Below are 21,664 nucleotides of genomic sequence, written 5' to 3'. Positions count from 1 at the left end.
TAAAATGAAACTGCAGAAAAGTTCATATAAGAAGGCATCAAAAAACTTAAGTGTTTAAAACTTTTGTGCCTTTTGTGGTTAAAAATAATAAATATAAAAGTTAAGACAACTTCAATATTTTAAGTTAATGGTATAAATAGAAATAATTCAAATCTGAAATGAAATGCGCTTTACAAAGATGAACATCAAAACTTCCATTATTACGGTCATCATGTTTTCCGGAATAGTAATAATCAATGCACAGTCTTATCAAAAAACAGATTCAGGATTGAAGTTTTCTGCTGATCACATGAATGTTGAAGTGAAATTGTATGGAGAAAATACGATTAGGATTATTAAATATCCTGCAGGCAGATCATTTGTCAAAAATAGTTTGTCAGTCATAAAGCAGGAGCAGAAAATTAAATTCTCAGTTTCAGAAAAAAATAATATTATTTCATTAAAAACAAATGCTCTGCTGCTTTTCATTAATAGTAAAAATGGAGTGATCACCTATACATTACCATCCGGAAAAGAGCTTTTGAAAGAAACCGCAAATGATTTTAAACCATTTAATGATGCCGGAACGCAGACTTATTCCGTAAGACAGGATTTTCAGCTTGAAAAGGATGAACCTATCTACGGTCTGGGAATCCTGCAAAATGAAAAAATGTCCCAGCGGAATACCGATGTAAAAATGATTCAGAATAATACCTGGGATTTTGTGCCTTTTTTTCAGTCTGTAAAGGGATACGGTATCTTTTGGGATAACTATTCGCCGACACAATTTACGGATACGCCTCAGAAAACATCCTTTTCATCAGAAGTGGGAGATGGTATAGATTATTATTTCATCTACGGAAAAAATGCCGATGGAGTCGTTTCCGGAATGCGTGATCTTACGGGAAAGGTACCTATGCTTCCTTTATGGACATATGGCTACTGGCAAAGCAAAGAACGTTACAAAAGTCAGGATGAACTGGTGGACGTTGTTAAAAAATACCGTGATCTGAAAGTTCCTCTGGACGGGATTATACAGGATTGGCAATACTGGGGAAATAATTACCAGTGGAACGCGATGGATTTCATAAGCCCCGATTTTCCGGATGCTAAAAAAATGGTACAGGATATCCATGGCATGAATGCCCGTCTTTCGGTTTCCATCTGGTCATCATTCGGGCCAATGACCAAACAGTACCGTGAAATGGATTCAAAGGACATGCTTTTCAATTTCAGCACGTGGCCGGAATCAGGCAGGGAAGTCTGGCCTCCGGACATGAATTATCCTTCCGGTGTACGCGTTTACGACGCTTATAATCCGGAAGCCAGAAATATATACTGGAAATATCTCAACAAAGGCGTGTTCAGTCTAGGTGTAGATTCCTGGTGGATGGATTCAACAGAACCCGATCATCTCAGCCAGAAAGCGGAAGATCTGGATACTAAAACTTACCTTGGCTCTTTCAGAAAAGTAAGAAATGCGTATCCGCTGATGACGGTAGGCGGTGTTTACGACCATCAGCGTGAAACCACCAGTGATAAAAGGGTTTTTATTTTAACAAGATCAGCGTTTGCAGGCCAGCAGAGATACGCCGCCAACACCTGGTCCGGTGATGTCAATTCCTCCTGGGAAACATTACGTAAACAGGTACCGGCAGGATTGAACTTCAGTCTTACCGGAAACCCGAATTTCAACTCCGATATCGGAGGTTTCTTCGCCGGTACTTACAAAAGAAATGGAGGTTCAAAAAATCCAATGTTCCAGGAACTGTATGTCCGGTGGCTGCAGTATGGAACCTTTACGCCGATGATGCGCTCGCACGGAACTGATGTTGCGAGAGAAATTTACCAGTTTGGGAATAAAGGAAACGTTGTTTATGATGCGATAGAAAAATTCATCAGACTGCGTTACAGTATGTTACCGTATATCTATTCTGTTTCCCATGATGTTTCAAAAAACGGGTCAAGCTTTATGAGAGCCCTTTCCATGGATTTTCCTTCAGACAGAAAAACATGGGATATGAATAATGAATATCTTTTTGGAAAATCATTGTTGGTAGCACCGGTTCTCAATGCCCAATATACCCCTGAAAAGGCCGTTAAAACTGATGAAAATGAAGGGTGGAATAAAACCGATGGCAACAAGGAAAATTCAGTTTCCAACATAGATTTTACCCAAAATAAAACCGTTAAAGTTTATCTCCCGGAAGGAACAGATTGGTTCGACTTCTGGACCAATGAAAAACACAGCGGAGGGAAGGAAATTCAGAAATCTGTCAATCTTCAAAGCATTCCTTTGTATGTAAAAGCAGGAAGCATTATTCCCTTTGGTCCTGATGTTCAATATGCCACTGAGAAAAAATGGGATCATCTTACGGTAAAAGTTTATCCGGGAGCAGATTCAGATTTTATTTTGTATGAAGATGAATTTGATAATTACAATTACGAAAAAGGCGATTATACTGAAATCCCTTTTCATTGGAACGAAAAATCAAAAACACTGACAATAGCTGCCCGAAAAGGAAAGTACAAAGGAATGATTGAGGCAAGAACTTTTATTGTAGTTCTTTCGAATGGTCAACAAAAACCAGTGAATTATTCCGGGAAAAAAGTGAGTATAGATTTTAAATGATAAACCTTATTCATGAAAAAGCGTCACAAAAATAATAAATTGTTAATCCTGTTTCTGTTTTTTGCAGCAAGATTTTTTGCCCAGCAAACCTCAGGAATTCCGGAAAATATCATTTCAGATGATAGAGGTTTTCCTATTGTTTCAAAAGAAGGAAAAGTTACCGGTTTATTTTATGACCAATCAGAAAATATTGCCGTCATTCGTGCTGCAAAAGACTTACAGACCGACATTCAGAAAGTGACAGGGAAACTGCCCAATTTGGGAACAACAGACACTTCCAACGAATTTGAAATCATCATCGGAACTGTTGGAACCAATAAACAGATTGATCAACTGATTTCCTCAAAAAAGATCAATACTAAAGATTTGAAAGGAAAATGGGAAAGTTTTGTAATAACGACCATAGAAAATTCAAAATTTCAAAAACAGCTCATCATCGCAGGAAGTGACAGACGGGGAACGATTTATGGAATTTATGAAATATCAAAACAGCTTGGTGTTTCGCCATGGCATTGGTGGAATGATGTTCCCATTCAGAAACGTCCTTCAGCATATGTTATTCCGGGATATTTTGCTTCGGGCGAGCCAAAAGTAAAGTACCGTGGAATTTTCATTAATGATGAAGAACCTGCTTTCGGAACCTGGGCTAGAACGAAATTCGGTGGCATCAATAACAAAATGTATGCGAATATGTTTGAGCTTCTGCTTCGTCTGAGAGCCAATTATCTGTGGCCTGCCATGTGGGGAAAAGCCTTCAACGAAGATGATCCGCTTAATCCGAAAGTAGCCGATGAATATGGAATCATAATGGGAACTTCACACCACGAACCGATGATGAGAGCCCAGAAAGAATGGGGAAATCACCGTAAAGAATACGGAAACGGAGAATGGAATTACCACACCAATAAAGAAGCACTCCTGAAGTTTTGGGAAGACGGATTCCGTCGTAACAAAAATTATGATAATCTCGTAACAATGGGAATGCGCGGTGACGGCGACGAACCGATGAGCGATTTGGGAAGTGCTGCAGCCAATTTCAAACAGTTGGAACAGATCATGAATGACCAGCGAAAAGTTATTGAAAAAGTAACAGGAAAGCCTGCGAAAAAGACCCCGCAGCTTTGGGCTTTGTACAGTGAAGTTTTGGAATATTACGACCAGGGAATGAAAGTTCCGGACGATGTCATTATTTTGCTTTGCGATGACAATTGGGGAAATGTGCGGCGCCTTCCGGAATTAAACGGTAAAAAACATCCAGGTGGTTATGGAATATATTACCACGTCGATTTGCACGGTGCTCCGAGAGCCTATCAATGGTTGAATATGACGCAGATTCCGCATATGTGGGAACAGTTGCAGTTAACGTACAGTTATGGCGTTGATAAAATCTGGATTTTGAATGTCGGGGATTTAAAACCCAATGAATATCCAATGGATTTCTTCCTGAATATGGCGTGGAATCCAACTTCCTTTACACAGGATAATCTCGAAAATTATTCGGTGAAATTTGCAGAAGAAAATTTTGGAAAGACCAATGCAAAGGAAATTGCAGAAATTATTAATCTTTACTGTAAATACAATTCAAGAGTTTCAGCAGAAATGCTGAATGATAAAACCTATAATCTTCAAAGCGGTGAATTTTTGCAGGTAAAAGATTCATATTTAGCTTTGGAAACAAGGGCTTTGAGACAATTCATCAATTTGGATGAGGCTTATAAAGATACCTACAAACAGATTGTTTTGCATCCTGTTCGTGCAATGGCAAATCTTTACGATATGTATTATGCTGTTGCAATGAATCATAAACTGGCAGCAGAAAAAGATTTAAAAGCCAATGGGTGGGCAGATTATGCCGATGAATGCTTTACCAGAGATGCCGATTATACAAAAGATTACAGCCTGAATATTTCCAACGGAAAATGGAATCATATGATGGATCAGACCCATATAGGCTACAAATCCTGGGACGAACCTAAAGAAGGAAATATTAAGCCAACTGTCTACAGAATAACAAAAGAAGAAGCCAAAACCGGCGGTTATATTTTTGAAGAAAAGAATGGTGTCATTGCAATGGATGCCGAACATTTCTTTGAGATTAAAGCTTCAAAAAATACAAAATGGACGATCATTCCTGATTTGGGAAGAACGCTTTCCGGAATTGCATTGATGCCTTACACGGAAAAAGCTACCGGTTCAGCAATAGCTTATCAATTTAATCTTAAAAATAAGCCTACCGAGATAAAAATTCATTTCATTTTTGATTCCACGCTTCCGTTTAAAAAAGGTGGACACAGTGTAAAGGCTTATCTCGATAAAAATAATTCAAAAATCATCCGCATCAATCAGGATTTAACTTGGGCAAATAATTACATCAAAATGTATCCTGCCGCAGCAGCAAGAATCGTGGAAAAACTTGAAACATTTGTTGTTCCACAAAATCAAAACGGTAATTATTCTTTAACAATAGAACCGCTGGATCCCGGGATTGTATTGCACAAAATTATTATAGACAATGGGGGCTATGAAGAAACGTATTTAAAAATGAATGAAAGTCCATATAAAAGGTAAATTATGAAAACAATTAAAAATAATCTTATAGTATTGTTTTTTATTTTTGCTGCAAATCTGAATTTTGCGCAGGCTGACAAGCAAAAAAATACTACTACAAAAGAATTTCGCTATACCAACCCGATTACCAGAGATTCTGCCATTTCTATGCGTGACCATTTCATCATTAAGGTCGATGATTTGTGGTATTGTGTGGGAACTTCCAATCCTGTTTGGGAAGGCAAAAATCCCGGAGTCCGGATGCTGGTCTCAAAAGATATGGTGAATTGGAAACAGCATTCCTTTTTAATAGATGCTAAAAAACTTCCCAAAGACTGCCCTTATGACGGTCGTTTCTGGGCTCCGGAAATTCATTTTATCAAGGGAAAATATTATCTAATTGTAAACAGCGGAAAGGTAACCAAAGAAGATCCGAAAGGAATGGCGACGCACAGCATTTGGCTGTTCTCTGCTGATAAAGTAACAGGCCCTTACAAACTGCTGAATGGTCCGCTTACTCAGCAATATAATAATGATGCCACTCTGTTTGAAGATGAAGATGGTCAGGTTTATTTGTATTGCAGCGGAAATGGACTGTTTCAGGCTAAAATTGATTTAAAAACAGGAAAATTAACTATACCTATTCAGAAATTCTTAGATAAAAGACAGTCAGGATGGCCGGAATGGATGGTTGGCGGAATTGAAGGCCCCTTCGTAACCAAGAAAGAAGGAATGTATTTTATGTTTTTTTCTACTTGGACAAGAGGCTATGAAGTGGGTTTGCTGAAATCAAAATCACCTCTGGGACCTTGGACACTCGCTTCGCAAGAACCGATTTTTGGAACCCGTAAAAAAGGTTACAGACAGCAAATGGCAAAAGATGGAGGCTATGAAAACCTGCAGTTTACAGATACTCAGGACCCTTATCAGGAAACGGGACACAACGCGTTATTCATCGGCCCGGACGGAAATCTCTGGAATTCCTGTCATTATTTTATGTATGAAAAACGACCATATCCATACAGTCAGACTTTTGAACCTTGGGAACTTGGTCCACAGATGGGAATTGAGCCGGTGCATTACAAAGACGGAACTTTTTATATCAATCCTCCGACCTGGACAGAACAAGTCATTAAATATTAATGAGAAAATAATAAGTAATGATAAAGAAATATATTTTGAATTTTGGTCTGTTGTTATTAGGAATATCTGTTCATTCCCAAAATCCGATCATCCAGACCAAATTCACAGCCGATCCGGCGCCAATGGTTTATAAAGACACCGTTTTTCTTTACACCAGCCATGATGAAGATGATGCGTTTGGTTTTAAAATGAAAAACTGGCTGCTTTATACTTCCGTTGATATGGTCAACTGGACTGATCATGGAATAGTAGCTTCTTTAAAAGATTTCAAATGGACCGATCCTGAAAACGGAGCCTGGGCCCCGCAGGTGACCGAAAGAAACGGTAAGTTTTATATGTATTGCCCGATGCCGGGACAAAGAGGAATAGGGGTTCTTGTGGCGGACAGTCCGTATGGTCCGTTCAAAGACCCGATTGGGAAACCCTTGGTAAAAAATTCCAGCGATGATATCGACCCGACCGTTTTCATTGACGATGACGGACAAGCCTATCTCTACTGGGGAAATCCAAATCTTTGGTATGTAAAGCTGAATAAAGATATGATTTCTGTCAATGGAGATATCGTAAAAGATCCTTCAATCGCTAAAGTGAAAGGTTCACCGGACCCTTTTCATTATCAGGAAGGACCTTGGGTTTGGAAAAGAAACAGCCATTATTATCTGGCTTATGCCTCTACTTGCTGCCCGGAAGGGATGGGCTATGCGATGAGCAAATCCGCCACCGGTCCCTGGGAATTTAAGGGAATGATTATGGACAGTGACAAACGTTCCAACGGAAACCATCCGGGAATTATTGATTATAAAGGGAAAACGTATGTTTTCGGATTCAATTATAATATCGGGAAACAGACAATGAGTAAACATTACGAACGCCGTTCGGTTTGTGTAAGCGAAATGAAATACAATGCTGACGGGACTATCCGGAAATTACCTTTCTGGAATCCTGAAGGCGTAAAAAGAATTGCGACACTTAACCCGTACACCAGAGTAGAAGCAGAAACCATCGCATTCAGTGAGGGTCTGAAAACAGAGAAAATGACCGAGTGGGAAAGAAATAATCCTTATGATACGGGTAAAAAAATCACCGATAGAATGGTCGTTTCATCCATCAATAATGGAGATTATCTAAAAGTTCAGGGTGTGGATTTTTCTAAAGGAGCTCAATCGATAGAAGTTTCAGTAGCAGCGTTGTACGGGGGAAATATAGAAATTCGTGCTGATGCGGTTGACGGGGAGGTTTTAGGAATTGTAAAAGTAACAGGAAAAGCCGAAGGTGATATTTTCAAAACCATTAAAACACCGGTGAAAACAGTTACAGGTATTCATGATCTGTACTTCGTATTTAAAGGAGATAGAGATCTTTTCTATTTCGATTGGTGGAAGTGTAATGAAAATTAAAGCTGAATTCAGGAATATCAATAGAAATGGGCTTTAGCCCATTTTATACAGAAGTAGGTGATTGGTTTTAACCAAAACGTATTATTATGAGTTACATTAATTATTAAAATTTTAAAAATGTTCAGATTTAAACTTTTTGTTCTCAGCTTTCTCATTGCCGGATGCTATTTAAATGCACAATCGACCGTTTGGTTAGATCAGTTGGATTTGAGTGTTGTAACACAGGGACACGGAAAACCCGGCATCAATACTTCGGTGGATGGAAAACCTATAACCATTGCCGGCGAAGTTTTCAAAAGAGGCTTCGGAACCCACGCTGAAAGTTCTTTACTGATTACATTAAACGGGAATGTCAAAAAATTATCAGCCTTAGTAGGAATAGATGATGAGATCAAAGGACAGAACCCTGCTGTGGAATTTGAAATTTACGGTGACAACAAAAAACTTTGGTCTAGCGGAGTAATGAAATTAGGCGATAAAGCAAAGCCTGTTTCCGTTTCGCTGCAAGGTGTAAAACAATTAGAATTAGTCGTAACAGACGGCGGAAACGGACCTTATTATGACCACGCCGATTGGGCAGATGCTAAGTTTGAAACAGCGGATGGTACAAAACTGATAACATTTAACCCGGTTTCGTCAGTACCTTATATTTTGACGCCAAAAGCTGCGGCAATTCCAAAAATTAATTCAGCAGGCATTTACGGAGTTCGTCCTGGCTCACCTTTTTTGTTCAGGGTTGCAGCAACGGGCGACAGACCGATGGCTTTTACGGCAAAAAATCTTCCCGAAGGTTTAAAAATCGATGCTCAAACCGGAATTATTACCGGGAAAATAGAAACAAAAGGAAATTACGAAGTTGTATTGACTGCTGAAAATGCAAAAGGTTCAGCTTCAAAAAAATTGAAGATAGAATGTGGAGACAGAATCGCCCTCACCCCTACAATGGGCTGGAATAGCTGGAACTGCTTCGGGCATGAAGTTTCTGCCGAGAAAGTGAAACGTGCAGCAGATGCCCTTATAAAGTCAGGACTGATCAATCACGGATGGAATTATATCAATATCGATGATTCCTGGCAGTTTAACAGGGAGGGGAAAGACCCTTCATTCCAGGGAAAAATGCGTGATGAAAACGGTTATATCCTGACCAATTCCAAATTTCCGGATATGAAAGGCCTTGCAGAGTACTTGCATAACAATGGACTGAAAATGGGAATTTATTCTTCCCCCGGTCCATGGACCTGTGGCGGATGTGCAGGAAGCTACGGTTACGAAAAACAGGATGCTGAAAGCTACACTAAATGGGGCGTTGATTACCTGAAATACGACTGGTGCAGCTATGGCGGTGTGATTGACGGGCTGCCGGATAATGATCCCAATAAAGTTCCTTCTCTTGCTTTTCAGGGCGGCGGGGATCCGGATAAAGGCGTGAAACCGTTCCAACTGATGGGAAGCCTTTTGAAACAGCAGCCCAGAGACATAGTCTACAACCTCTGCCAATATGGAATGGGCGATGTGTGGAAGTGGGGTGATGAGGTCGGTGCGCAATCCTGGCGTACCACCAATGATATTACAGACACCTGGTCAAGCGTAAAGAATATTGCCCTTGCTCAGGACAAAGCTGCTCCTTTTGCGAAACCCGGAAACCGGAACGATCCGGATATGCTGGTTGTTGGCGTTGTCGGTTGGGGAAATCCACATCAGAGCCGTTTGAAGCCGGATGAACAGTATCTCCATATGAGCTTATGGAGCATTTTTTCAGCCCCGTTGCTCATTGGCTGTGACCTTGAGAAACTGGATGATTTCACCCTAAACCTTCTGACCAATGATGAGGTTATCGCCGTCAATCAGGATGCTTTGGGAAAGCAGGGCGTTTGCTTGCAGACCATCGGCGAACTCAGGATGTATGTCAAAGAACTGCAGGACGGAAGCAAAGCAGTAGCTTTTGCCAATTTCGGAAGGAAAAAAGTAAAGCTGCCGTATAAAGATTTTAAAAAAATAGGAATTTACGGTGTTCAGACGGTTCGTGACCTTTGGAGGCAGAAGAATATTGCAGAAATCAATACGGACAAAAAAAGTCTTTCACTGGACATTCCGGCACATGGCGTTGCTTATTATCAATTCATTTCACTCAAATAATTAAAATATGAATCAGCGAAACCTAAAATATAGTATACTTTCTTTTCTGTTGGCAGGGATCGGTATTTCTGCGCAGAATCCGGTTATTCAGACCCACTTTACGCCAGATCCGGCTCCCATGGTCTATAAAGGAAAAATGTATGTTTATACAGGGAATGATCAGCCGGGATTTGATTTTTATACAATGACCAGATGGCGGGTGTATTCCACAGCAGATATGGTCAATTATACAGACCATGGTTCGCCTATTTCTTTAGAGTCTTTCAGCTGGGCACGGGACAGGGCCTGGGCAGCACAGTGTATTGAAAGAAACGGAAAATTCTACTGGTATATCTGTGCACAGACCGTTGACAACAATATGGCTATTGGGGTAGCGGTGTCTGACAGTCCTGCCGGGCCGTTTAAAGATGCTTTGGGAAAACCTCTGATTTCAACCGGAACCTGGGATAATATTGATCCTACGGTTTTTATAGACGATGACGGACAGGCTTATCTGTACTGGGGAAACAGTAAATTATTTTATGTGAAACTTAATAAAGACATGACTTCTTATCAGGGACAAATCACAGAAATTCCACAGTCTGCAGAAGCCTTCGGCGGGCTGAGACGTCCCGGGAAAAGTGATGAAGTTCTGCAAAAGCAGGAAAAATTTGATGATGTTTATGTAGAAGGGCCATGGCTTTACAAGCGTAACAATCAATATTATATGATGTATGCCGGAATGACCGGAATGACAGAATGTTTATCCTACTCAACCAGCCCTTCACCAACCGGGCCGTGGAAGTATCAGGGAAAAATAATGACCGACCAGCCGACCAACAGCTTTACCAATCACGGTGGAATTATTGATTTCAAAGGAAAGTCCTACCTGTTTTACCATACCGGATTATTGCCGGCTGGCGGAAGCTACGGACGTTCAACGGCTGTAGAAGAATTCAGATATAATGCTGACGGAACTATTCCGAAGATCACAATAACCAAAGAAGGCGTATCTCCGGCAGGAACCTTAAATCCATACCGGAGAACAGAAGCAGAGACCATGGCATGGTCGGAAAAATGCAGCACTTCCGAAAACAAAAAAACCGGAGTGTATGTCTCTGATGCCAGAACTGGAGGGTATATAAAAGTCCGTTCGGTGGATTTTGAAAAAGGAGCTTCCGGATTTTCAGCTTCCGTGGCCGCAGGAATTGATGGCGGTATTCTGGAAGTACATCTGGATGATGTTAAAGGACCGAAAATAGCTCAGATGGAGGTTCCAAGAACCGGTGGCTGGGAAGAATTTAAAACGCAGACAACAAAAATTTCAGAATCCGTTTCCGGTGTTCACGATCTGTATTTTGTGTTCCAGGGAAAAAATATTACGGCAGGAAGAAAGCTGTTTAATTTCGATTACTGGAGTTTTCAGAAAAAATAAGATAAAAATTCCCCTTCTTTGGAGGGGTGGCAAAAAACCGGAGATTTTTTGACGGATGGTTAAAATGGCTTGTGTAACAATCTGAGAAACCAGATTTCGAAAACCTTAACGCCCCTTAGTGTTCAAATAAAAGTTAAATATGAAAAAAACAATAAAAGCAATACTTTATCTCTGTTTAACAGGATATTCGGGAATATTATTTTCCCAGAACCCTATTATTCAGACTAATTACACTGCAGATCCTGCACCAATGGTCTACAATGACAGGCTGTATGTGTACACCACACACGATGAAGACGATTCTACCTGGTTTACCATGAACGACTGGAAAGTATATTCCACGAATGATATGGTGAACTGGACAGATCACGGGACAATCCTCTCATATAAAGATTTCGACTGGGCGAAACGCGATGCCTGGGCCGCACAATGCGTAGAAAGAAACGGAAAGTTTTTTTTATACGTTCCGATGTGGTCCAAAACCAATAACAAAGGCGCTATAGGGGTTGCCGTTGGCGATAGTCCGTTTGGACCTTTTCATGATCCGCTGGGAAAACCTCTTGTTCAGAGCGAATGGGGGGATATTGATCCCACGGTTTTTGTGGATGATGACGGACAGGCACACATGTACTGGGGAAATCCCAAGCTTAAATACGTAAAACTGAATGAAGATATGATCTCTTATTCCGGAAATATTACAGAAGTTCCGATGACTGAAGAATCATTTGGAAAAAGGGACGGAAAACCTAACCCGGAAAGACCCACAAAATACGAAGAAGGCCCGTGGCTGTACAAAAGGAAAAATCTGTATTATCTTTTCTGGCCGGGTGGCCCGCTTCCTGAATTCATAGGCTATTCTACAGGAAAAACAGCACAGGGACCCTGGAAATATGGAGGCATTGTGATGCCTACGGAAGGAAAATCATTCACCAATCATCCCGGTGTTATTGATTTCCGGGGGAAAACCTATTTCTTTTATCACAATGGTGCATTGCCGGGTGGCAGCGGGTTTACAAGATCGGTAAGCCTGGAAGAGCTTACATTCAATAAAGACGGTTCTGTTTCACCGTTTAAAATGACCAACGGAATTACAAAAGCTATCGCTGCAGTTAATCCTTATTCATTCAATCAGGCGGAAATGATTGCCTGGTCGGAAAATGTAAAATCCTATCAGAATAAAGAGGCTGGTGTTTTCATCAAAGCAAAGAAAAATGGGGCGTATACCAGTGTAAAGAATGTGAATTTCCGGAAAAAAGGAGCTGCTGCTTTCTCCGCAAGGGTAGGAACTACCCATAACAGTGATGTAACAATGAGTGTTCATCTGGATGCTGTGAACGGCCCGGTTGCTGCAACGGTAAAGATTCCGCTGACAGGTGGGGATGACCGCTGGGAAACCGTAAAAGTTCAGCTTACTGAAAAAATCACCGGTGTTCATGATCTCTATTTTGTATTCAATGGAAAAGCCTCAACAGATATTATGTATTTCGATTACTGGACCTTTCTTGAAAATAATGAGTTATGAGAAAAAAAGTTTTATATATCGTATTCAGCCTGTTTCTGATCTGCAAAAGCTTTGCGCAGGTAGCAGAAATTTCAAGTCCTGACGGACATCTGAAGATTCATGTTTTTTCAGAAGACGGAAAAGCCTTATATGATGTTATCCTTCAGGGAAAAACAATGCTTGAAAAATCCCCGCTGGGTTTGGTAACCAATGAGTCCGATTTTTCAAAGAATCTGAAATTTATCGGCAGTAAAAAAGATATCGTTTCTAAGAAATATACGAACGGAAAAATCAAAAAATCTGAGGTCAATTATAATGCGAATACTTTGACCGTTAATTTCACCAACGCAGACCAGCATCAGATAGGCATTGAATTTCAGGTCAGCAACAACAATATTGCTTTCCGCTACCATATTCCACCGGTGAAAGAACGGCTGAGTGTTGTGGTACAGTCAGAAACCACAGGGTACAGATTCCCGTCACAGTCCACTACTTTTCTTTCCCCTATGATGAAGCCGATGACGGGATTTGCCCGTACAGCGCCAAGTTATGAAAGTGGTTATAAAGCCGATGCTGAGCTGGGAATACCATCTGATTATGGGTACATTTTCCCTGGGCTGTTCCATATCGGAAATGAGGGCTGGGTATTACTTTCCGAGACAGGAGTGAACAGTACGTATTGTGCTTCACACCTTGAAACTACAGCAGAAAAAAGTCTTTATAAAGTAGCTTATCCGAATATTGCTGAAAATAACGGTTTCGGAAGTACCGGAGCAGCTGTTTCTCTTCCCGGAAAAACACCGTGGAGAACAATTACAGTGGGGAATTCTTTGAAACCCATCGTAGAGACTACGATTCCTTTTGATGTCGTGGATCCGATGTATGAGCCTTCACAGGATTATCAGTTCGGGAAATCTACCTGGAGCTGGATTCTGTGGCAGGATAACAGTATGAACTATGATGACCAGGTGAAATTCATCGATCTCGCTGCTGCGCTGAAATATCAGTTTATTCTTATTGATGCGCTTTGGGATAAAAATATTGGAAAAGAACGAATGAAAAGCCTCGTTCAATATGCAAAATCGAAGAATGTCGGGGTATTGCTTTGGTATAATTCCAACGGAGCAGCCAATGACGCACCGATGGGACCGAGAAACAAAATGAGTTCATCCGTTGAACGTAAAAAGGAAATGAAATGGCTGAAAGAAGCAGGGGTAAAAGGACTGAAAGTGGATTTCTTCGGAGGAGACAAACAGGAAACCATGCGTCTTTATGAAGATATTTTATCAGATGCCAATGATTATGGACTAACCATTATTTTTCACGGAGCCACTTTGCCGAGAGGCTGGGAAGTGATGTACCCGAATTATGCAGGAAGTGAAGCTGTTCTAGCCTCAGAAATGCTCTATTTCTCAGAAGATGTACGGAAACAGGAAGCTTTTTTTGCCACGCTTCATCCTTTTATCAGGAATACGGTGGGAAGTATGGAGTTTGGCGGGACTTTCCTCAACAAATATTTAACAAAATCCAACAGGGATAAAAATAAAAGACATACCACAGACGGCTTTCAGCTGGCTACGGCAGTGCTGTTTCAGAATCCCGTTCAGATGTTTGGTATCATGCCGAATAACCTGACCGATGCTCCGGAGTTTCAGCTCAGCTTTATGAAAGAAGTTCCGACCCTTTGGGATGAGACAGTTTTCATCGACGGTTATCCCGGAAAATATGCTGTGGTGGCGAGAAGACATCAGAATCAATGGTATGTGGCTGGTGTAAATGCTGAAAAACAATCCCGGAAACTGAAAATAAAACTTCCGATGTTTGCCGGGAAAACCGTAAAGCTTATCAATGATGATGCAAAAGGAAGCTCATCAGAGAAAGAAATAAAAGTAAATGTAAAAGGAGATTTCAGCATTGAAATTCAGTCGCAGGGTGGTTTTGTACTGAAAAATTAACAGAAGTAAACCTTATAGGTTTTTAAAACCTATAAGGTTTGAAGAGATTGGGCTTTGCCTGCAGATCTATGCTGCAGAACCGTTTATCAGTACTGAGAAAATCCCCCGACGGAGGATTTGTAGTAAGAAATTAAAGGCTTGATAAAACAAAAAACAGAAAAAATGCGCTTCAAAAACTTATACATCTTTATCATCTCGGGATTTTTGGTTTCCTGCTCTTCCTCACAAAGTCTGGAAAAGCAGTCATCCAAAGACCGCTGGCTTACCACCTGGGCAACAGCTCCCCAATTGGTGGAACCCAAAAATCTTCCACCGGAACCGGGGCTTTCGGGGAACACCCTGCGTCAGATTGTGCGTGTATCTGTAGGTGGAAAAAAACTGCGGTTACGTTTTTCCAACAAATATTCCATGGATAGCCTGGCGGTAAAAGCCGTTTCTATTGCCGTGCCATCCGATAGCAGCAATGTGGATGCAGCCACTATCAGATCATTAACGTTTGAGAAGAAAAACAATTTTAAAATTGCTCCCGGATCTGATATTTATTCTGATGAGGTGAACTTTAATCTGAAGCCTAATTCGCTGCTGGCCATTACCATTTCTTACACAAAAGTAACCCAATCCATTACCGGACATCCGGGTTCAAGAACAACTTCTTTTATTGTTAAAGGTGAGCAGACCAATGCTGCGGTATTTAAAAATCCTGTAAAAACAGATCATTGGTATTCGCTTTTTAACATTGATGTGAAGACCGTTGAACCTTCATATGCTGTGGCAGTCATGGGAAATTCTATTACCGACGGAAGAGGGTCGGGAACCAACAGACAGAATCGCTGGCCGGATATTTTTTCTCAGCGGTTACTGGCGAATCCTTCTACCCGGAATATAAGTGTCCTTAATTTCGGGATTGGGGGGAATTGTGTGGTCCGTGGCGGACTGGGCCCTACAGCATTAGACCGTTTTGATTATAACATTCTCAATCAGCAGGGCGTAAAATGGCTGATCATTCTGGAAGGAGTGAATGATCTGGGAGGAACAAGAGATCCTGATGATGCTTCCAAAAGAACAGAAGAGCTGATTGCCGCTTATCAGGTAATGATTGATAAGGCACATGCTAACGGAATTAAAGTATACGGAGCCACGATTCTTCCTTTCGCGAAGTCGTTTTATGACAAACCTTTCCGTATTGAGGCCTGGAAAAAAGTAAACAACTGGATCAGAAACAGCGGGAAGTTTGATGCCGTCATTGATTTTGCCAAACACATGCAGAGTGAAAATCCGGAGGTCATCTTAAACGATATGCACGATCATGATTTCCTTCATCCCAATGAAGCCGGCTACAGAAGAATGGGAGAATTTGTTGATCTGAACTTATTTAAAAATTAAAATCAAAAAGATATAGTATGAATTTTACAAAAAACATTTCGTTGTTTCTTACATTGTTGTTTATATTTTTTGTAAAAGCAGCCGAACCTTTTATTTCTTTTGCCAGGACAGAAAATTCGGTGGTATTGAAAGAAAACAATTCAGGGTTGATGCTGTTTTCAGATAACGATTCGGACAAAGGAATTCTGCGTGCCGTTACGAATCTTCAATCCGATTTTCAAAAAGTAACCGGTGTTCTGCCGCATCTTATTTCCCAAAATTCCGGTGTGACCGGAATGATCATTATTATTGGTGAAGCAGGTAAAAGCAAGGCCATTGATGGCTTAATAAGACAAAAAAAGCTGGATGGAAAGGCATTGGCAGGGAAAAGGGAAAAATATATCATTCAGAATGTCAGTAATCCTTTTCCGGGCGTTTCTGAGGCTATTGTGATTGCAGGAAGCGATAAAAGGGGAACTGTTTATGGGATCTATGAAATGTCTCAGCAGATAGGCGTTTCGCCCTGGTATTACTGGGCAGATGTTCCGGTTCCGGTAAAAGAAAATTTATATTTCAAAAAAGGAATCTATACCGATGGAGAGCCTGCGGTAGAGTATCGCGGTATTTTCCTTAACGATGAAGAACCTTCACTCGGAGGATGGGCGAGAGCAACTTTTGGAGGGGTAAACAGTAAATTTTATGAAAAAGTTTTTGAACTGATTCTGCGTCTTAAAGGAAACTATATCTGGCCTGCAATGTGGGGAAAGGCATTCTATGACGATGATGCTCTGAGCGGACCGTTAGCGAATGAAATGGGTGTTGTCATGGGAACTTCGCACCATGAGCCTATGGCTTTGGCACAAACCGACTGGCACAGGTATATCAAAAAAAATAACCTCCCGAATGTCTGGGACTACTCTAAAAACGCAGAAGTGCTGCAAAAATTCTGGAAATCCGGACTCGAAAGAAGCAAAAACTGGGAAAAGCTCGTTACAGTGGGAATGCGGGGTGACGGCGACGAAGCGATGGGAGAAGGAACCAATATTTCCCTGCTCGAGAAAATTGTAAAAGATCAGCGCAAAATCATTGCAGATGTTACGGGGAGAAAAGCAGAGAAAACACCTCAGGTCTGGGCACTGTATAAAGAAGTTCAGGACTATTATGATAAAGGAATGCGGGTTCCGGATGATGTGATCCTGCTGTTCTGTGATGATAACTGGGGAAATGTAAGAAAGCTTCCGGACCTTTCAAAACCTTTGCATAAAGGAGGCTATGGAATCTATTACCACTTCGATTATGTAGGAGGTCCGAGAAATTCCAAATGGATCAACATAAGCCCCATCCAGAGAGTCTGGGAACAGATGAATCTTTCTTATGAACATAAGGTAGATAAGCTTTGGGTAGTGAATGTGGGAGATTTAAAACCCATGGAGTTTCCGGTCAGTTTTTTTCTGGAAATGGCCTGGAATCCCAAACAGTTTAATGCTAAAAACCTTTTGGAATATACTGAAAAATGGGCTGCTCAGCAGTTTGGTGAAAAACACGCAAAAGAAATTGCGAAGATGATTAATTTGTATTCCAAATACAACAGAAGAGTAACTCCTGAAACCCTTGACAGCAAAACGTACAGCCTTGAGAACTACCATGAATTTGAAACGGTTTTAAATGATTACAGAGCATTAGCCGTAGAAGCTTTACGGTTAAAAGAGCAGATTCCGGCAGAATACCAAGATGCCTATTATCAGTTGGTTTTGTATCCAATAGATGCGTGCAGTAATTTATACGAAATGTACTACGCGGTAGCAAAAAACAGGGAACTGGCAGCGAAAAAAGATCCGGAAGCTAATTTCTACGCAGATAAAGTGAAGGCATGTTTTGAAAGAAACGCTTATCTGGACAATCAATACAATAATGTGATTGCCGGCGGGAAATGGAAGCATATGATGGATCAGATGAGGATAGGATATAAAAGCTGGGCAGACGGAAAAGAAAATATAATGCCTGAAGTGACCTATATTTCTGATGCTGAGATTCCCAAAGAAAAGATATTTCAGGAGAAAAACGGGTATGTTTCCATTGAGGCAGAAAATTTTGCAAGAATGAGCAATTCTGACCGGATCCATTGGGAAGTGATTCCTGATTTCGGAAAAACAAAGTCGGGAGTGACAACGTTTCCACAGAATGCCTATCCAAAAGCTGATGAAAATATCTGGCTTGAATATGATATAAACTTTGAATCCAAAGGAGAATTTGAGGTTGAGCTTCTTTTAGCACCGACTTTAAATTTTAACCACAACAAGGGACTCCGTTACGAAATTTCATTGGATGATCAGCCTGCACAGGTTGTGAATTTCAACGGCCATTACAAAGGAGAATTGGGAAGATGGCAGTCAGAACATATTATTAAATCCGTTACAAAACATTCGGTTCAGCAGGCTGGAAAACATACCTTACGTTTCAGAGTGCTGGAACCCGGCATTGTCCTTGAAAAACTCCTGATCAACACCGGAGGATTAAAACCTTCTTACCTGGGCGCTCCAGAAAGTGAAATGCTTCACTGAGTGACCAATACTCATCACAAACAATACTTTAATTATGAAACACTAATCTTAATTCACATTCCAATCTGAAATACAGTTCCCTGACAGAGAATGAAGAGAAAAAACAGCGGATGATTTTGTAAACAGCTTTATTTAACAGATCGCTGCCTGATCTATTTCAGGGTATTTTCCTGACGGTTTCTGAAAATGAACTGTCTTGATAGGGAATCTATTGCCCTTACTTTAATTGTTAACAGTCAAAATCACGAATATTTAAAACTAAACCATTATGAAAAAACTTTTAAATCTTGTCAGCATTCATTCTGTATGCTTGTTTTTCAGCTGTCTGGTGCATGGGCAGCTTACCACTGTAAAAATTGATAAGAACACATCTTATCAGAAAATAAAAGGGTTCGGGGGATTTGTATGCAGTCCCCAGTTTGCGTATAACCATATGTCTACCTCAGAAATTCAGACGCTTTGGGGCGCTTCCAGTGAAGGCGGATATAATATTATGAGATTATATATCCCTGAAAACAGCAGCAACTGGAGTTCCGTACTGGCTACAGCACAGCTGGCCAAATCTATGGGACTTACCATTTTTGCTTCGCCCTGGACCATGCCTGCAGCCTGGAAAACCAATAACCATGTCAATGCTGTTTACACTGATGCTAACGGAGTACAGCAGATCGGATATTTAAAACCGGAAAATTATCAGGACTATGCCCTTTATCTTAACAGTTTTGTTACCTATCTTCAGAACAACGGAGTTGATCTCGATTATATCTCCATTCAAAATGAACCGGATGAAATGGCCCAGTATCAGGGATGTATATGGACGCCTGCACAGATTACCACTTTTATCAAGAATTACGGGCAGCTCATCAATTGTAAAGTGATTGCCCCGGAAAGTGTGGGATTTACGGATAATTTTGCCAGTGCGTTGCTGGATCCTGCGGCAATGGCTAATTTTGAAGTGTATGGCGGGCATCAATATGGGCTTATGCAGTCTACCTACAAACAATTTCAGAATTATAACAAAGAAATCTGGCAGACAGAATATCTGATCAACTGGAACTCTTCATCTACCCAGCCGGCCCGTGACTTCAGCTGGAATACAGATGCGTTTACTTTCGCCGGCAGTGTCAACAATGCATTATTGGGTAATGTCAATGCCTGGATCCATTACTCTGCCAAACGTTATTATGGCTTAATGGGGGACGGAACTTACGGAACTCCTGCAGGTGTAATGACCAAAAGAGGCTATATTCTTTCACATTATGCCAAATACACAACAGGAAAGACGAGAATAGAAGCCAAATGGGATGACAAAACCGGAGTATTACAGGGATCTTCCTATATTTCCCAGGATGGTAATCAGGTCGTTCTTATGGTCATCAATCCTTCTCAGAACACGTATAGTTTGAAGGTTGACCTGCCTTTTTACACAACTTCAGGAACAAAAGTACTGACCAATACACAATCCAATATGGTGAGTACACCTATTTCTTTGAGTACGGCAACATTCCGGCCTACTGCTGATATCAGCCCTTCCAGTGTCATGACATTTGTTTTTAACAAAAGCGGCGACAGGCCTGCTTCTCTCATGACAGGCGGAGATATTCATTATAATAAAATCGAAACACAAACGGCTACCAGTACATCTTTTGGAACAGGATTCAATATCAGCAATACAACGGTGACATTCTCCAATCCAAGTCCTCTTATCAGCAATAATATGACTGCGGCTAACGGATATCTTCAGCTTAATGACCGGTATAATAAGCTGATCCTGCATGTAAACAGCTATACAACGGCGGGACAAAGCTATTCGGACAATACTACTTTATACTATATCAACAGCCAGGGGGTAACGAAATCATATAATTACGGAAAGATTAATTTTCCGCAGGGAGGAAATTTCGATATCACATTCGATATTTCAAGACAGGTGCTTACAGACGGATGCAAAGGAATTTTAGGACTGAGAAATTCCAATTACAGCTCTGTCCTTACGCTTAATCTGGGCGATGTTTATTTCAATGTGGGTAATGAAATTGCTTCAAAATTCGGAGGTACCTATTCTGCAAGCGACAGCTATCTGATGGATGCCCTGGAAAATGGCTACTACACTTCTGTAGACTTCAGAAATACAGCAGGAATTACTTCCTCCAATAACTGGCAGCCTATGAGTGCTAACACTAACAGCATTTATTATGTGAATTCAAACGTAAGTTCATCTGCCGATAATGTGATCTCCGGTACTACATGTTCAAATCTTGTCCTTTCCGGTCAGGGTATGGATTTTCAGGTACCATTTAACTTTACAGCCAATACAGCTTCTTACAGCCGTACATTTAATGGTTACGATGTGCTGATCCTGCCGTTCCAGGCTAATGTGCCGTCCGGAATTACTGCCTATACGATGTCACCGGGAGCAAGCAATATCAACTGTACCGCAATTTCAAACGGAATCATTCCTGCAAACACTCCGGTAATCATCAACGCGACAGGAAATATTACTTTCAGCGGTACAGGAAACGTCTCCACTCCTAAAGCAATTACTGTTAACCAGATGAACGGAGTTTATCAGAGCATTAAAGTTCCTGCCAACGCTTATGTGCTGAAAACAGAAAACGGAGTAACAGGCTTCTATAAAGTAACAGCCGGAAGTGAACCTGTAATAGGATCTTTCAAAGCCTATCTTACAGAAGAAAATGCCTATTCTGCCAACCTTCTTCCTTTAAATTTCGGATCGTTAAATGCCAGAAACATTCCTGATGAAGCTAAAAAAGAAGTTGTGAAAATATATCCTAATCCGGCAAAAGCAGACCTTTTCATTGATTCTGATCTTTCAGAAGCTGCTGCCACCATTTTTGATGCAAAAGGAAGTGTCATCAGAGCCGGATTGAAAATAAGTTCAGGGAAAAACCAAATTAATGTGGGAGATTTCCCCGCGGGTATTTACTTTATTGAGGTTGCTCAAAAAAATAATACAGTAGTAAAACAAAAATTTGTCAAAGAATAAACTGAATCCAAAGCCATCATGAGCATTGCT

Annotated in this window: 11 protein-coding genes; all 11 read left to right on the top strand. The window is 40.8% G+C overall.

Translation table 11 applies throughout. The features are described 5' to 3' along the window. Positions 1-163: 163 nt before the first annotated feature. The 11 genes from ACR1PO_RS01720 to ACR1PO_RS01670 all read left to right on the top strand — a co-directional run bounded on the left by ACR1PO_RS01720 (position 164) and on the right by ACR1PO_RS01670 (position 21,634). Complete coding sequence (locus ACR1PO_RS01720; RefSeq protein ID WP_433985603.1) at positions 164-2,611, top strand: glycoside hydrolase family 31 protein; 2,448 nt, start codon at positions 164-166, stop codon at positions 2,609-2,611. 12 nt (positions 2,612-2,623) lie between these two features. Further along, the gene (locus tag ACR1PO_RS01715) at positions 2,624-5,179 is read left to right on the top strand and encodes a glycosyl hydrolase 115 family protein (protein WP_433985602.1); all 2,556 of its coding nucleotides are present in this window, start codon (positions 2,624-2,626) and stop codon (positions 5,177-5,179) included. 3 nt (positions 5,180-5,182) lie between these two features. Next, entirely contained in the window at positions 5,183-6,301 is a 1,119-nt protein-coding gene (locus ACR1PO_RS01710) for a glycoside hydrolase family 43 protein (RefSeq protein ID WP_433985601.1), read from the top strand. Between the two features lie 17 nt (positions 6,302-6,318). Next, positions 6,319-7,698, top strand: coding sequence for a glycoside hydrolase family 43 protein (locus tag ACR1PO_RS01705; protein WP_433985600.1), 1,380 nt, complete (start codon positions 6,319-6,321; stop codon positions 7,696-7,698). Between the two features lie 117 nt (positions 7,699-7,815). Then, a complete protein-coding gene (locus ACR1PO_RS01700) occupies positions 7,816-9,834 on the top strand; it encodes an NPCBM/NEW2 domain-containing protein (RefSeq protein ID WP_433985599.1) in 2,019 nt (672 codons plus the stop codon). A 7-nt stretch (positions 9,835-9,841) separates the two neighbouring features. Further along, positions 9,842-11,248 carry a glycoside hydrolase family 43 protein gene (locus ACR1PO_RS01695; protein WP_433985598.1) on the top strand — a complete coding sequence of 469 codons (1,407 nt, stop codon included), beginning with the start codon at positions 9,842-9,844 and terminating at the stop codon, positions 11,246-11,248. Between the two features lie 139 nt (positions 11,249-11,387). Then, entirely contained in the window at positions 11,388-12,770 is a 1,383-nt protein-coding gene (locus tag ACR1PO_RS01690; protein WP_433985597.1) for a glycoside hydrolase family 43 protein, read from the top strand. Continuing rightward, on the top strand, positions 12,767-14,704 hold the full coding sequence (locus ACR1PO_RS01685) for a glycoside hydrolase family 97 protein (protein ID WP_433985596.1): 1,938 nt from the start codon (positions 12,767-12,769) through the stop codon (positions 14,702-14,704). The genes ACR1PO_RS01690 and ACR1PO_RS01685 overlap by 4 nt, the downstream gene beginning before the upstream one ends. Before the next feature lie 162 nt (positions 14,705-14,866). Next, positions 14,867-16,087: an SGNH/GDSL hydrolase family protein gene (locus ACR1PO_RS01680; protein ID WP_433985595.1), complete on the top strand. Its 1,221-nt coding sequence runs from the start codon at positions 14,867-14,869 to the stop codon at positions 16,085-16,087. Positions 16,088-16,104: 17 nt separating this feature from the next. Continuing rightward, on the top strand, positions 16,105-18,627 hold the full coding sequence (locus ACR1PO_RS01675; RefSeq protein WP_433985594.1) for a glycosyl hydrolase 115 family protein: 2,523 nt from the start codon (positions 16,105-16,107) through the stop codon (positions 18,625-18,627). Positions 18,628-18,895: 268 nt separating this feature from the next. Beyond that, the gene (locus tag ACR1PO_RS01670) at positions 18,896-21,634 is read left to right on the top strand and encodes a T9SS type A sorting domain-containing protein (RefSeq protein WP_332386415.1); all 2,739 of its coding nucleotides are present in this window, start codon (positions 18,896-18,898) and stop codon (positions 21,632-21,634) included. The last annotated feature ends 30 nt before the right edge of the window (positions 21,635-21,664 follow it).

Origin of the sequence: Chryseobacterium amylolyticum (assembly GCF_051011775.1) — a bacterium.
Lineage (GTDB): Bacteria > Bacteroidota > Bacteroidia > Flavobacteriales > Weeksellaceae > Chryseobacterium.
The sequence above is the reverse complement of the archived record's forward strand: the minus strand, read 5'-3'. Positions and strand labels throughout refer to the sequence as shown.